Annotated in this window: 14 protein-coding genes; 8 read left to right on the top strand and 6 right to left on the bottom strand. The window is 69.3% G+C overall.

Translation table 11 applies throughout. The features are described from left to right. The first annotated feature begins 57 nt into the window (after nt 1–57). From AB0M47_RS04715 to AB0M47_RS04685, 7 genes are read left to right on the top strand one after another with little or no spacing between them, the layout of a single operon-like run. Nucleotides 58–1659, top strand: coding sequence for an FAD-dependent oxidoreductase (locus AB0M47_RS04715; RefSeq protein WP_363408383.1), 1602 nt, complete (start codon nt 58–60; stop codon nt 1657–1659). A 32-nt stretch (nt 1660–1691) separates the two neighbouring features. Continuing rightward, complete coding sequence (locus AB0M47_RS04710) at nt 1692–2981, top strand: sugar ABC transporter substrate-binding protein (protein ID WP_363408380.1); 1290 nt, start codon at nt 1692–1694, stop codon at nt 2979–2981. 5 nt (nt 2982–2986) lie between these two features. Then, on the top strand, nt 2987–3952 hold the full coding sequence (locus AB0M47_RS04705) for a sugar ABC transporter permease (RefSeq protein WP_253762364.1): 966 nt from the start codon (nt 2987–2989) through the stop codon (nt 3950–3952). Beyond that, a complete protein-coding gene (locus AB0M47_RS04700; protein WP_363408376.1) occupies nt 3945–4844 on the top strand; it encodes a carbohydrate ABC transporter permease in 900 nt (299 codons plus the stop codon). The genes AB0M47_RS04705 and AB0M47_RS04700 overlap by 8 nt, the downstream gene beginning before the upstream one ends. Further along, nucleotides 4841–5614: a GntR family transcriptional regulator gene (locus AB0M47_RS04695; protein WP_363408373.1), complete on the top strand. Its 774-nt coding sequence runs from the start codon at nt 4841–4843 to the stop codon at nt 5612–5614. Before AB0M47_RS04700 ends, AB0M47_RS04695 begins: the two co-directional genes overlap by 4 nt. Continuing rightward, a complete protein-coding gene (locus AB0M47_RS04690; protein WP_363408370.1) occupies nt 5611–6549 on the top strand; it encodes an ROK family protein in 939 nt (312 codons plus the stop codon). Before AB0M47_RS04695 ends, AB0M47_RS04690 begins: the two co-directional genes overlap by 4 nt. Beyond that, nucleotides 6546–7232 (top strand): N-acetylmannosamine-6-phosphate 2-epimerase, encoded by a 687-nt coding sequence (locus AB0M47_RS04685; protein WP_363408367.1) that lies wholly within the window; start codon nt 6546–6548, stop codon nt 7230–7232. Before AB0M47_RS04690 ends, AB0M47_RS04685 begins: the two co-directional genes overlap by 4 nt. A gap of 254 nt (nt 7233–7486) precedes the next feature. Here AB0M47_RS04685 and AB0M47_RS04680 read toward each other — a convergent pair whose 3' ends face one another. The 4 genes from AB0M47_RS04680 to AB0M47_RS04665 form a co-directional block, all read right to left on the bottom strand. Next, complete coding sequence (locus tag AB0M47_RS04680) at nt 7487–8758, bottom strand: DUF6596 domain-containing protein (protein WP_363408364.1); 1272 nt, start codon at nt 8756–8758, stop codon at nt 7487–7489. Then, nucleotides 8755–9174, bottom strand: coding sequence for a YciI family protein (locus AB0M47_RS04675; RefSeq protein WP_363408361.1), 420 nt, complete (start codon nt 9172–9174; stop codon nt 8755–8757). Before AB0M47_RS04675 ends, AB0M47_RS04680 begins: the two co-directional genes overlap by 4 nt. Nucleotides 9175–9214: 40 nt before the next feature. Then, the gene (locus tag AB0M47_RS04670; protein WP_363408358.1) at nt 9215–9556 is read right to left on the bottom strand and encodes a DUF1801 domain-containing protein; all 342 of its coding nucleotides are present in this window, start codon (nt 9554–9556) and stop codon (nt 9215–9217) included. A 76-nt stretch (nt 9557–9632) separates the two neighbouring features. After that, nucleotides 9633–10178, bottom strand: a complete 546-nt coding sequence (locus AB0M47_RS04665) for a dihydrofolate reductase family protein (RefSeq protein ID WP_363408355.1) — start codon at nt 10176–10178, stop codon at nt 9633–9635. A 539-nt stretch (nt 10179–10717) separates the two neighbouring features. Here AB0M47_RS04665 and AB0M47_RS04660 point away from each other — a divergent pair. After that, entirely contained in the window at nt 10718–11272 is a 555-nt protein-coding gene (locus tag AB0M47_RS04660; RefSeq protein WP_363408353.1) for a class I SAM-dependent methyltransferase, read from the top strand. Between the two features lie 399 nt (nt 11273–11671). Here the strand turns inward: AB0M47_RS04660 and AB0M47_RS04655 are convergent, their stop codons facing one another. Then, on the bottom strand, nt 11672–12517 hold the full coding sequence (locus tag AB0M47_RS04655) for a PHP domain-containing protein (protein WP_363408651.1): 846 nt from the start codon (nt 12515–12517) through the stop codon (nt 11672–11674). A gap of 324 nt (nt 12518–12841) precedes the next feature. Next, nucleotides 12842–13547 (bottom strand): transposase (locus tag AB0M47_RS04650; protein ID WP_363408350.1); only part of this gene is annotated, 706 nt, incomplete at its 5' end.

Raw genomic sequence — 13547 nt, 5'->3', positions numbered from 1 at the left:
TGTGGTCTAGACCTGAGCAGATGAGGTCTAGAACTCTGGGGGCCAATCGTGGTGGAAATGTCGAGCGAAGTCCTCGTCGTCGGCGGCGGACTGGGCGGGGTCGCGGCCGCCCTCGCGGCCCTGCGCCGCGGACGGCGCGTGCTGCTGACGGAGGAGTACCCGTGGCTCGGCGGCCAGCTCACGAGCCAGGCGGTCCCGCCGGACGAGCACCCCTGGGTGGAGCGCTTCGGCGTGACGGCGAGCTACCGGGCCCTCCGCGAAGGCATCCGTGAGCACTACCGGCGCTGGTACCCGCTGACCGCAGCCGCTCGCGCGCGGCCAGACCTCAACCCGGGCGCCGGCTGGGTCAGCAAGCTGTGCCACGAGCCCCGAGCTGCGGCGGCCGTCATCGACGCGATGCTCGCCCCGTACGAGAGCGGCGGCGCGTTGCGGATCCTGCGCGGCTACCGCCCGGTGGCCGCCGACGTCGACGGCGACCGGATCAGCGCGGTCACCTTGCGGCACATTCACACCGGCGCCCAGCTGACCGCGACCGCGCCATACACTCTCGATGCCACCGAGGCGGGCGATCTGCTGCCGCTGGCCGGGGTCGAGTACGTCACCGGATCCGAGGCGCGCTCCGAGACCGGCGAACCCAGCGCGCCGCTCGAGGCCCAGCCCACCAACTGGCAAGGCCTGTCCTGGTGCTTCGCACTCGACCACGTCGACGGCGACCACACCATCGACCGCCCCGCCACGTACGCCCGCTGGCGCGACTACCAGCCCGACTGCTGGCCCGACCGGATGCTGTCGCTGAGCTGGCCCGACCCCCGCACACTCGAACAGGTGACGGGCGCGTTCGTCCCGAACCCCGGCGATGACCCGCTCAACGTGGTGGCCGACCAGAGCCAGGTGGCCAGCGGGCCCAACCTGTGGACCTACCGGCGGATCGCAGCCCGCGGACTGTTCACCCCCGGGGCCTACGCCAGCGACATCACCCTCGTCAACTGGCCGCAGATGGACTACTTCGTGCGGCCCGTCATCGACGTGCCCGAAGACGAGGCCCGGCTCGCGTACGCCGAGTCCCGTGAGCTGTCGCTGTCCCTGCTCTACTGGCTGCAAACCGAGGCACCCCGCCCGGACGGCGGCACCGGCTACCCCGGCCTGCGCCTGCGCGGCGACGTCGTGGGCACAGACGACGGCTTCGCCCAGGCCCCCTATCTGCGCGAATCCCGGCGGATCCGGGCCCTGACCACGGTCGTGGAGCAGGACCTCTCCCTGGCCGTACGCGAAGACCGGGGCGCCGTGTCCTATCCGGACTCGATCGGCGTCGGCATGTACCGCATCGACCTGCATCCGACCACGGACGGCGACACCTACCTCGACGTCGGCAGCTGCCCCTTCGAAATTCCGTTGGGCGCGCTGATTCCGCAGCGGACCACCAACCTGCTGGCCGCCGCGAAGAACATCGGCACCACCCACATCACCAACGGCTGCTATCGGCTGCACCCGGTCGAGTGGAACGTCGGGGAGGCGGCCGGCGCGCTGGCCGCCTACTGCCTCGACAACGCCACCACCCCGACCGCGGTGCACACCGATGCCGGTCTCCTCGACGACTTCCGGGCCGGCCTGGCCCGCGAAGGCGTCGAACTCGCCTGGCCCCGGATCACGGGCTACTAGGAACCCCCACCAATTCCCTGGAGGACAAGGATATGAAGCGCCTGCGCTGGATGTCCGGCGTACTCGCGGCTGGTCTGGCCCTCGCGGCCGCCGGCTGCGGCGGCGGTGACAAGGCCGAAGACGACAACGGCCCGGTCTCGCTGCGGATGACGGTCTGGACGGCGAACAAGGACCAGCTGGCCCTGTTCGACAAGATCGCCGCCGACTACAAGAGCACCCACCCGAACGTCACCGTGAAGTTCGACGCGCTGCCGTTCGACAGCTACACCACGGCGCTGACCACCCAGGTGGCCGGCGGCAACCCGCCGGACCTCGCGTGGATCTTCGAGAAGGACGCCCCCGACTTCGTCTCCTCCGGCGCGCTGACCGACCTGACCCCGACCCTCAAGGGCACGGCCGGCTACGACTACGACGACCTCGCCCCGGCCACCACCAAACTGTGGACCGCCGGCGACAAGCTCTACGGCTACCCGTTCTCGACGTCGCCGTTCGTCGTGTTCTACAACGCCGACATGCTCACCAAGGCCGGCGCGCAGACCCCCGACCAGCTGGTCGCGGCCAACCAGTGGACCTGGACCGCCGCCGAGCAGGCGGCCGCGAAGGTGCCGGCCGCCGAGCCCGGCAAGTTCGGCCTGGTGATCCGCGACTTCGACTACAAGGTGTGGGACAACCTGGCCTCCCTGTGGGCGGGCTACGGCGCGGCGCCGTGGTCGGCCGACGGCAAGACCTGCCAGTTCACCAGCCAGCCGATGATCGACGCGATGACGTTCCTGCACAACGCGGTCTACACCGACAAGGCGATGCCGCCGCCCGGCACGGCGGCGGACTTCTTCGCCGGCGACTCGGCGATGACCATCACGCAGATCTCCCGCGCCGCCACCCTCAAGGACGCCAAGTTCAAGTGGGGCGTCGCTCCGCTGCCGGCCGGCCCCGCCGGCGCGCAGCAGCTGTTCGGGCAGGCCGGCATCGGCGCCTTCGGCAAGGGTAAGCACCCGCAGGCGGCCGCCGACTTCCTCGCCTTCTTCAGCAACCCGGCCAACTCGGCGAAACTGGCGCAGTACTTCCCGCCGCCGCGTACGTCGCTGCTGAACGCTGCCAGCCTGAAGGCAGCCAACCCGCTGCTGACCGCGGAGCAGCTGGACAGCGTCGTCGTCAACGGCATCAAGAACGGCACCGTCAAAGCCAGCCACCTCGGCTACGCCAAGATCGACGAGGCCGTCCGCGCCGCGATGGACACCTACTACCAGCCGGGAGCCGACGTTCCCGCCGCGCTCGCCGGCGTCTGCAAGGCCGTCGAGCCGCTGTTGAGCACGGGTAGCTGAGAGCCATGAGCGTCTCGACCGCATCCGCGGCCGACACCCAGGGCGGCGGCCGGGGACACCGGCCGCCGCCCGGGCGGGGCCGCCGGGACCACCGGATGACCGCCCGACGCCGCGACGCGGTCGCCGGTTACCTTTTCGTCGCACCGCAACTGCTGGGCTGGGCCGCGTTCGTCGGCTGGCCGGTCGTCGCGGTGGTCTGGTACAGCCTGCACAGCTGGAACCTGCTCGCCGGTACCTTCGACTGGGCCGGGCTGGCCAACTACCGGCAGTTGGCACACGATCCGGCGCTGGGGGCGGTGCTGCGCGCGACGCTGTTCTTCTCCGTCGGACTGGTCGTCCTCAACCTCGCCCTGGCACTGCTGCTGGCCGTGCTGCTCAACCAGCGGCTACGCGGCACGGCCGTGTTCCGCACCATCTTCTTCTCCCCGGTCGTGGTCTCCCTCGTCGCGTGGGCGATCGTCTCCGGCACCCTGCTGCAGGGCACCGGCGGCATCAACGCACTGCTGTCCAAGGTCGGCATCACCGGACCGAACTGGCTGCACGAGCCGGGCGCGGCCCTGATCGCCGTCATCGTCACCCAGACGATCAAGAACGTCGGCCTCAACATGGTGCTGTTCCTGGCCGCGCTGCAGGGCGTACCGGAGGAGCTGTACGAGGCGGCCGCCCTCGACGGGGCGTCGCGGTGGCGGACCTTCTGGCGGATCACGTTCCCGCTGATCACCCCGACCGTGCTCCTCACCTCGATCATCACGGTGGTGGGCTCGCTGCAGGTCTTCGCACCGATCCAGGTGCTCACGGCCGGTGGCCCGGGCAACTCCACCAACGTCCTCGTCTACGACCTCTACAAGCAGGGTTTCGTGGCCCACGACCTGAGCTACGCCAGCACCCTGGGGGTCCTGCTGTTCGTCATCGTGCTGGCACTGACCGCGATCCAGTGGCAGATGCGCAAGAAGTGGGTCGTCAATGAGTAGCAAGAGCGACAGCGGCAAGCCCAACCAAGACCGCGCCAATAACCGCAGCCGCGCGCTGTCCCTGCCACGCTGGGCGAAGATCGCCCTGTACGCGCTCATGACCGTGCTGGCGATCCCGTTCCTGTTCCCCACGTGGTGGATGGTGACCGCCTCGCTGTCACCGGCCAACGACATCTACAGCCAATCACCGAAGCTGTTCCCGACACATCCGCTGTGGTCGGACTACAAGCAGGTGTTCGAGCTGCAGCCGTTCGCGCACCAGTACATGAACAGCCTCTACATCGCCGTCCTGGTCACCATCGGCACCATGGCGGTCTCGGCCCTGTCCGGGTACGCCTTTGCCCGCATCCGGTTCCCGGGGGCCAACGCGTTGTTCTTCGTCGTGCTGACCGGCATGCTCGTGCCGGCCGAGGTGACCATCGTGCCGCTGTTCCGGATGGTGCAGTCGCTTGGCCTCATCAACACCCACTGGCCGCTGATCATCATCCCGATCTTCGGCGCGCCCAGCGTGCTCGGCACCTTCGTCATGCGCCAGTTCTTCCTGGCCCTGCCGGCCGAACTGGAAGAGGCCGGCCGCTTGGACGGACTGGGCCGGTTCGGGCTGTTCCGCAGCATCGCGCTGCCACTCGCCCGGCCGGCGCTGGCGGCGGTGGCGATCTTCACGTTCCTGCGCACGTGGGACAGCTATCTGGAACCGCTCGTCTACCTGTCCTCCAAGGACAAGTTCACCCTGCCGCTCGCCCTGACCCAGTACACCGACGCGTACGGCGGCAACATCTGGAATATTCAGCTCGCCGCGACGACGCTGACGGTCCTGCCCGTACTGGCGGTGTTTATCATCGCGCAACGCCAGTTCGTAGCCGGCCTCGCCCAGACAGGGTTGAAGGGATGAGCGCGCCGACGGCCGCCAACGGCCAGGTGGGAGCAGTGTCGATGGAACAGACCGATGGACCGGCGGTCGCCAAGCACGCCTGGTTGCGCCAGGTGCTGCGCCAAGAGGTCTCCGAGCGGATGGCCCCGCACGAAATGCTGCCGCCGGAACGGGAACTCGCCGCCCGCTTCGAGGTCAGCCGGATGACCATCCGCCAGGCGTTGCGCGCGCTCACCGACGACGGCCTGATCTACGCCGTGCGCGGGGTGGGCACCTTCGTCACCGAGCCCAAGGTGTCGAAGGACCTGGCACTGTCCTCCTTCTCCGAGGACATGCGCGCCCGCGGCCTGCGCCCCGGCTCCCGGGTCATCGCCGCCGAAGCCGTCGACGCCGACGCGGCCATCGCCAAGGACCTCGGCATCGAGCCCGGTGCGCCCGCGTACCGGATCGAGCGACTGCGCTCCGCCGACGACATCCCCGTCGCGCACGAACAGTCCTTCCTGCCGGCCCGGCTGTTCCCCAAACTGCTCGACCAAGACCTGGACGGCTCCCTGTACGAGCTCATGGAACGCCGGTACCGCATCCGCGTCGAGCGCGCCCAACAGACCACCAGCGCGGTCAACCTGGGCAAGCACCTCGCCGACCTGCTCGGCGTACCGGCCCGCACGGCCGCGCTGCACGTGCGGCGCATCGGCATCGACAACCAGGGCCGCATCGTCGAGCGCGCCGACACCCTCTACCGCGGTGACCGCTACGACTTCTCCGCGACCATCCGACGAGTACGCCGATGACGGGCGGACCGGGTCACGATCTGGTTCTCGGCATCGACATCGGCGGCACCAAGACGGCCGTAGCGGCGGTGGACCGCGACGGGCGGACCTACGCCACCCGCGTCGCACCGACGCCGGCGGCTGAGGGAGCCGCGGCGATCCTGGAAGTCGCCGCGCGTCTGGCCGACGAGGTACGCCACGACGTCGGCGGATCCGTGTCGGCCGCCGGTGTCGGGGCGCCCGGCGTCGTGGACCCTCGGCGCGGAGTCGTCGTCTCGGCCACCGACCTGCTACGCGGATGGGCCGGCACCCCGATCGTGGACCTGCTCTCCCAACGGCTCGCTCTGCCGGTCGCCGTCGACAACGACGTACGCGCGGCGGGCCTCGGCGAGGCCCGCCACGGCGCCGGCCGGACAGCCGATCTCGCCGTCGTCGTGGCCGTCGGGACCGGCATCGGCGCGGCGGTGATCCGCGAAGGCGTACTCCTGCCGGGATCCTGCGGGGTGGCCGGGCACCTGGGCCACATTCCCGTCCCCGGCACCGGGGACGACCTGTGCTCGTGCGGCCGCAGCGACCACCTCGAGGCAGCCGCGGCCGGACCGGCGATCCTGCGCGCCGCCCACCGCGCAGGTCTGGCGGCGAGCTCGACCGTCGAAGTGATGGCGCTCGCCGAGACCGATCCCCGGGCCGCAGCCGCCGTGACGAACGCCGCCACGGTCTTAGGCCGGGCACTCGGCGGCGTGGTGAACATGCTCGACCCCGATGTGATCGTGGTGGGCGGAGGCGTGTCCGAAGCCGGTGCCGTGTGGTGGCGGCCGCTGCGCGCCGCCTTCGACGCGGAACTGCTGCCGCCGGCCGCGCCCGCGCTCGTCCCCGCGACCCTCGGCACACACGCGGGCGTCATCGGCGCCGCCACCCTGGCCCGCGATCTCGTCAACGGAAGGAACCCGCGATGACCGACGCCGCAGCCCCAGTGCTGGCCGCGATCCGAGGCGGCCTGGTCGTCTCCTGCCAGGCCCCGCCCGGCGACCCCCTGCGCGACCCGGAGGTGCTGGCCCGCATGGCCGCCTCGGTGGTACGCGCGGGCGCGATCGGCGTACGCGTCAACGGCGTCGAGGTCGTCCGCCGGACCCGTGCCCTCGTCACCACCCCCGTGATCGGGCTATGGAAGGACGGCGACGAAGGCGTCTACATCACCCCGACGGCCCGACACGCACTGGACGTCGCTGCGGCGGGCGCCGACATCGTGGCCGTCGACGCCACGGCCCGACCCCGTCCGGACGGGCGTACGCTCGCCGACACCGTAGCGGCCATCCATCAGCAGACCAAGGCGCTCGTCCTCGCCGACGTATCCACCGTGGATGAAGGCGCGGCCGCCGTCGACGCGGGCGCCGACGCGGTCGCCACCACGCTGTCCGGCTACACGGGTCCGGGGGCACCGCCGGCCGGCCCGGATCTGGAACTCGTCGCGGCACTGGCGGGGAAACTCGGCGTACCCGTGATCGCGGAGGGTCGGATCCACTCGCCGGAGCAAGCCCGCGCGGCTTTGGACGCGGGGGCCTGGGCCGTGGTGGTCGGAACGGCGATCACCTCTCCCGCGTGGCTGACGGGTCAATACCGGGCCGCGCTGGCGGCGTGACCCGAAGATCCCCAGTCCTCGCGATGTCTCACGGCGGCTTTCAACGCTTCGGCCAAGTCGGCTTGACCCGGGCCGGCACGGTGCAGGTTCTGTGCCAGCGCCGCTCGCAACCAATCACCTCCGACTAACTGCGATGCTCGTATCGCCGGCTATTCGGTGGTGTGAGCTACGACGGCGTCGCGCATCAGGTGGACGAGCGGCGTCGAGTTCGCCGTGATGAAGTCACGACCGGGTTCTCGTGGTGAGTCGTGGAGTCAACGCGCGCTGTCGGTGGCTTCGTCGGCGAGGGCGTCGGCCATCCGTCGGCGGAGCAGTTGCCGCTCGTGGCGCGTCGGCGCGAGGTCGGCGGCGCGTTCGAGCTCCGCTGCGGCCTCGGCTGCGCGACCCAGGCGGATCAGGATGTCGGCTCGGACGGCGCCGAGCAGGTGATATCGAGCCAGGCGTGGGTCGTCCCGGATCGCGTCGACCGCATCGAGGGCCTCCTGAGGCCCGTCCGCGTAGAGCAACGCGACCGCACGGTTCAGATCGACGACGGGTGAGGGGGCGACCTGGGCGAGTGCGTCGTACAACGCGACGACCGCAGCCCAGTCGGTGTCGGCGAAGGTTCTCGCGCGGGAGTGATGGCCGGCGATCGCGGCCTGGATGGCGTAGGGTCCGAGCGGCCGGTTGAGCTTGGCCGCCCGGTCGAGCATCGACAGACCGTGGGCGATGAGGATGCGGTCCCAGCGCGACCGGTCCTGGCGGTCCAGCAGGACCGGTGTCCCGTCTAGCTCGGCGCGCGTGGCGAATCGTGACGCATGCAGCTCCATGAGCGCCAGCAGCCCGAAGACCTCTGGCTCCGTCGGCAGCAGGCCCGCCAGCACCCGGCCCAGCCGCATCGCCTCCTGCGCCAGGTCACGGCGGATCCAGCCGTCGCCGGAGGACGCGGAGTAGCCCTCGTTGAAGATCAGATAGACAACTTCCAGGACAGTGCCGACCCGGGCCGGCAGGTCGTCGGCGCTGGGTGGCTCGAACGGAACCTGCGCTTCGCTGAGGGTGCGTTTGGCCCGCGAGATCCGCTGGCCGAGCGTCGCTGAGGGAACCAGGAACGCCCGGGCGATCTCGTCGGTACTCAGACCGCCGATGAGCCGCAGGGTCAGCGCCACCCGCGCCTCCCGGGGCAGGATCGGATGACAAGCGATGAAGATCAGCGTAAGGACGTCGTCGGAGAGCGGGTCGGGCAGGTCGTCGGCGACGTCGGGCGTGTACAGCTGCGTTTCCACTGCGATCAGGGCGGCCTTGCGACGGCCCGCTTCCTCGCGGCGTGCTCGGTCGATCGCCTTGTGCCGGGCCGTGGCCATCAGCCAGGCGCCGGGCCTGGGCGGGATGCCCTCAGCCGGCCACTGCTCCAGCGCGGCGACGAACGCCTCGGAGGCGAGGTCCTCGGCGATCCCCACATCCCCGATCTGACGGGCGAGGGTGGCGATCAGCCGGGGCGCTTCCATCCGCCACAGCGCCTCGATCGTGCGCCGCACGTCCATGGTCATCCGTCTTCCCGCGGCGCCAGGCTCTCCGTTTCGTAGCCGGCGAAGAGGCTGGCGTCGAAGTCTGCCATTTCATAGAACGGCCGGATCTCGAGGACCTGGTCCGCGCCGTACCGGGGGTCGTACGGACAACGCTTTGCCCACTCGACCGCCTCCTCCAGCGAGCGGACCTCCCAGATCCAATAGCCGGCGATGAGCTCCTTCGACTCCGCGAACGGCCCGTCGACGACCGACGTGCCGGTACCGGTGAAGACCACCTGCGCGCCCTTGGCGCTGGGCTGCAGTCCCTCGCCGCCGAGCATGATGCCGGCGTTGACCAGTTGCTCGTTGTACGCCCTCATCTGCTCGAACATCTCCGCCGTCGGTGTGGCCTTCTCCTCGTCGGCGCCGGAACCCTTCGTCATCACCAGAACCCGCACGTGATCCCCTCCTGTCTTCGCGGTTTTGCGTTTCGTAACGTTATCGGGCGCTGGTCTTGGCCAGGACGTCGGCGAGAAGCTCGTAGTCGACGGCCTGACCTTCGCTGATGTCAGCGGTCTTCCGCTCGCCGTTGCCCAACGACCGCAGAACCCCCTTGACGGCATCGACGCTGCCGGCGTTGAAGATCAAGAATGAGATTTTGTCCCGCGCGACGTGGATCGCCGCCACGTGCCGACCGTCGCTCGCGAAGTGCGGCTTGCCGTACTCCAGCCGTTCTGTTACGTCCGGGACCGTCCGGTGCACGAGCTGCCGCAGCTTCTGGCAAACCTCGACCTGCCACGGCGATCCCTTGTTGATGTAGGCCGTTACGTCGTTATCCACGTCGATCTCCTCTGGCTTCGTTCTGGGCATCTTGCGAGTTCGTGCGTCACATCACGCTCTGATGTGATGGGTCAGATCAGCGGACCGGGCGGTAGGTGATCACGACGACGCCGCTGCCGAAAGTGGTGCAGTCGACCAGTTCCAGCGCGGTGGCGCTCTCCGGCCGGAACAACGGCTCCCCGTTCCCCTTGATCACCGGGTAGACCCAGACCCGGTACTCGTCGAGCAGCCCTGCCGCGGCGAGCGCGTCGGTCAGGCGTCCGGTCCCCCAGATGAGGATGTCCTCGCCGTCCTGCTTTTTGAGTTGTGCGACCTCGGCGACGAGATCGGCACCGGCGATGACCGTCGCGGGTCCCCATGCGGAGGTGTCCACCGGCCCGTTGGCGACCACGTACTTGCTGATGGAGTTGACGTGGTCGGCGTAGGGATTGCCGCCCATGCCCGGCCACGCCTGCGCCATGCCCTCGTAGGTCACCCGGCCGAGCAGCAGCGAGTCCGCCTTCAGCGTCATCTCGAACGCGTGCTGCTGGGACCGCTCATCGGAGTACTGGAACGTCCACTCGTGGGGGTTGTCGATGTAGCCGTCGAGGGTGGCATAGGTCGAGGCGATGATCTTGCGCATGGAACTCTCCTGTAGATGTCTGTCCGGGCTGGCCGGGGACGCCGGGCTTGGCTTCCGTACAGACTTCGAACAGGAGAACGCGATTTCGACAACCGCCGGCAAGTTTCTTCCAGCGCTTACGAGCACCCGAAAACGGGCCGGCCCGGCGTTGTCGGCCGACTGCACCGCCCACGACGTGACCACGCCTTTCGCCGACGTCCGGCGAGCGATCGGCGTTCGCCCCACGGATCCCAGTAGACCGGGGCTCCGGCCGCTCCGTTGTTGTTGGTTTTAGGGTCGCCCAGGACTGAACGACGTAGCCGTCGGCGCAGTGGTCAGCCCGACAGCCCCTGCGCGTCCCGAGCGGGGAACTCGTCGGTCAAGGTGGCCGCCCAAAGCCGACCCTGGGTGACCGCCGACCGCCACCTACCTGCCCGGCCAGGTCTGTGGCGGTCCAGACCACATCCGATGACGGATCGATGACATCCGCGCATCGGACGCTCAGCCGCCGATAGCCTGCCCCGCGACCAACAAATCGGCGGGCAAAGGGCGGTGGCATCGTGTGGCAGCATCCTCAGCTCGGCAGGCAGGCTGACAGCTCGAGACAGCGGCCGCCGTTTGACCAGTTGTCGGCCCTGCTGCTGCTGGAACGGCTGGCTCGAATCCGCCCACAGCCGACGACGTTGCTCGACATCGGCTGTGGCGCAGGCGATCTACTGCGGTGGGCGCTGAGTTTCTTCCCCAGCACCAGGATGACCGGCGTGGACTCGGCCCCGTGGCTGTTGGCGCACGCATCGGCCAACGTGCACGGTGCCCGATTCCTGCATGGAGCGCCGCCCAACCTGCCGCTGCCTGCGGCGTCGATGGAGATGGCGACGTGCCGCCAGCACACCCCGAACGAGCGGCCGATGGTGGATCTGGGGGAGGCCCGCCGGGTGCTGGCACCGGGTGGGCTGCTGGGGCTGGCGGGCGTGGTGACATCGTCCCCTGGCGAGTTGGTGGCCTACGGGTTCGCGATTGCCGATACCCAGTTTCTGCCGGCCACCGAGCAGGAGCCTAGCCTGACGGTGGTGATCGCTCGCCTGGTCGACCAGCTGCCTGGTCGCGTTCTATAGCGGCATCGGGTGCGCCGTCAGCCGAGTTCGCACTCGAGCCAGAGGCGATGCGTGCCGTCGCCGTCGACTCCGCCGCCGGCGATGACCTTATTAAGGTCTGGGCGCCGCTGGCCGGCAAGCACATAGCGCAGCAAGCGGACGGGTCGAGGATGCCATCCCGTCCCATCCCCGCCCTGGTCTGTCGCGGCCGTAGTGGTCGTCGACACGTAATGTCGGCTATGCGTGCCGGAGCGGCCGCAGCTGGAGCATGTGCTACGCGGACGCCGACTGCCTCGTAGTCCGATGCAGTTCAGGTGATGGTGAACCCCATGGCCTGGGCCAGCCGCTGGGAGGCGTCGGGCGTGGTCGAGCATCGCCGCAGCGCGCGCGTTGGCGTCCATCCGCTCGGCGCGCGGCGGGTTAATCGATGCGGCCCCATAGGTCGTGAGGGTTCTTGCCGGGGCGGAAGCCGTGCGCCTGGGCCATCTGCGCCGCTTCGGCGAACCCGTGGGCGACGAACGAGGGCAGATGGGCGTCGCTTCCGAAGGTGATCGCGTTGCCGCCTTCTTCATGCCACCAGGTCAGAATGGTCGCGTGCAGCGGCAGGCGGGTGTTGATCTCCAATGCGCGGCCGGACTGCGCGTTGGCCCGCAGGGCGTGGCGGAACTCCTCCTCGAACACCTTCGGGTCGAACGCCCCCGCCTGCTCCGCCGGCCAGAAGCGGACCGCATAGTCGATGTGCGCCAGCACGGAGAACATGCCGCTTGTGGACATCATCGTGGCCACACCGGCCAGGTATTCGCGCATCACCTCGTGCGCGTCGCGGTGCGGATAGATGCCCCACGGCTCGGCGAAGGCACCCTGATCAGGAAGAGTGTGCAGGGAGCCGAGGACCCGGTCGAACCGGCCCGTTGCCAGGACCTGGGCGCATTGCTCGGCGTGGCGGTGTGGTTCTCCCATTTCCAGCCCGCTCAGGACGCGCAATTGCGGGAAGCGTTCGCGGCAACGCTCGATCGCGTCCAGGTAACCGGTGGCGTCGAACGCGGGAGGCGTCAGGATCCCCTCCGGGTCCGCAATCGACGTGAGGTGGTCCATGACATACGGACCCTCTAACGCTATCCGCCATGCTGTGTGATCGAGATGCTCCGTGAAGGCGATCGCCGGCAGCCCGAGTTCCACCGCCCGAGCACACGACCCTTCCATGTCGCCCACCGCTGTGTCCCAGGACCACTCGCTGTGCACATGGCTATCGCACGGCAGCGACATCTCACACCACCCATCGGCCGACGTCACCGCCAACACGGCCTCCATCTACATCCCGGACGCCAGGGGCGGGGGCGACCGGCCCGCCGGCCCGTCAAGATCAGAGCAATCGTACGGCGAGCGACCTCGACCCGGTCTGACAGCCTGTTGTATAACCCGGTTGGGTGGTACAACAGCGCCCTTCTCGGGCGTCCTTGCCGCCGGCCGCACCCTGCTGGGTTGGTCGGCGTTGGGGTTCCTGCGTCAACGGGACGGGTTTCACCGGCGGGCTGATGTCCGCCGGTCAGAGCCGTCCCTCGGCAAGGCATTGATAACCGGGCCTCGCACTTAGGGGTCCCGGATCTGGGCATCATGCTGCTCGCCCCAGACAGCGAGATTCACGGCGGCATTCAGATCCCGATCCGCCTCAAACCCACACACGGCGCAGGCGAACACCCGCTGCGACAACAACAGGCTGGCAGCCACAGCCCCACACGCCGAGCAGGTCTTGCTGGAGGCGAACCACCGATCGGCGATCATGACCTGCCCGCCCGCCCACAGCTGCTTGTAGCCGACCATCCGCGCCAGCCCCGCCCAACTCGCATCGCTGATCGACCGGGCCAGCCGCCGATTCTTCACCATGCCTGCCGTGTTGAGATCCTCCAACACCAGCCGGTCGTGGGTTTTGACCAACTGGTTGGCGACCTCATGCAGCGCGTGGGCGCGAATGTCTCTGATCCGCCGGTGACAGCGGGCCAGCCGCGCCACCGCCTTGCCCCGGTTGATCGACCCACGCCGAGCCCGCGACACCCGCCGCGACAAGCGCCGCAACCTCGGCAAACTCGTACCCAACGGCCGTAGCGGCTCCACCCGCAGCCTCTGCCGACCCTCACGGTCGGCCGCCACCACCAGCGCGGTCAACCCACGATCCACACCCACCCACCCCCGGTGCTGATCTACGGCACGCGTGGGGTGACGGCGGGCCGGATGCAGATCCGCGGCCTCCACCGTGACACTGACCGTCCACCGGCCCGCACGGTGCGACACCGTGGCG

The organism is Hamadaea sp. NPDC051192 (assembly GCF_040682475.1).
Taxonomy (GTDB): domain Bacteria; phylum Actinomycetota; class Actinomycetes; order Mycobacteriales; family Micromonosporaceae; genus Hamadaea; species Hamadaea flava.
The sequence above is the reverse complement of the archived record's forward strand: the minus strand, read 5'-3'. Positions and strand labels throughout refer to the sequence as shown.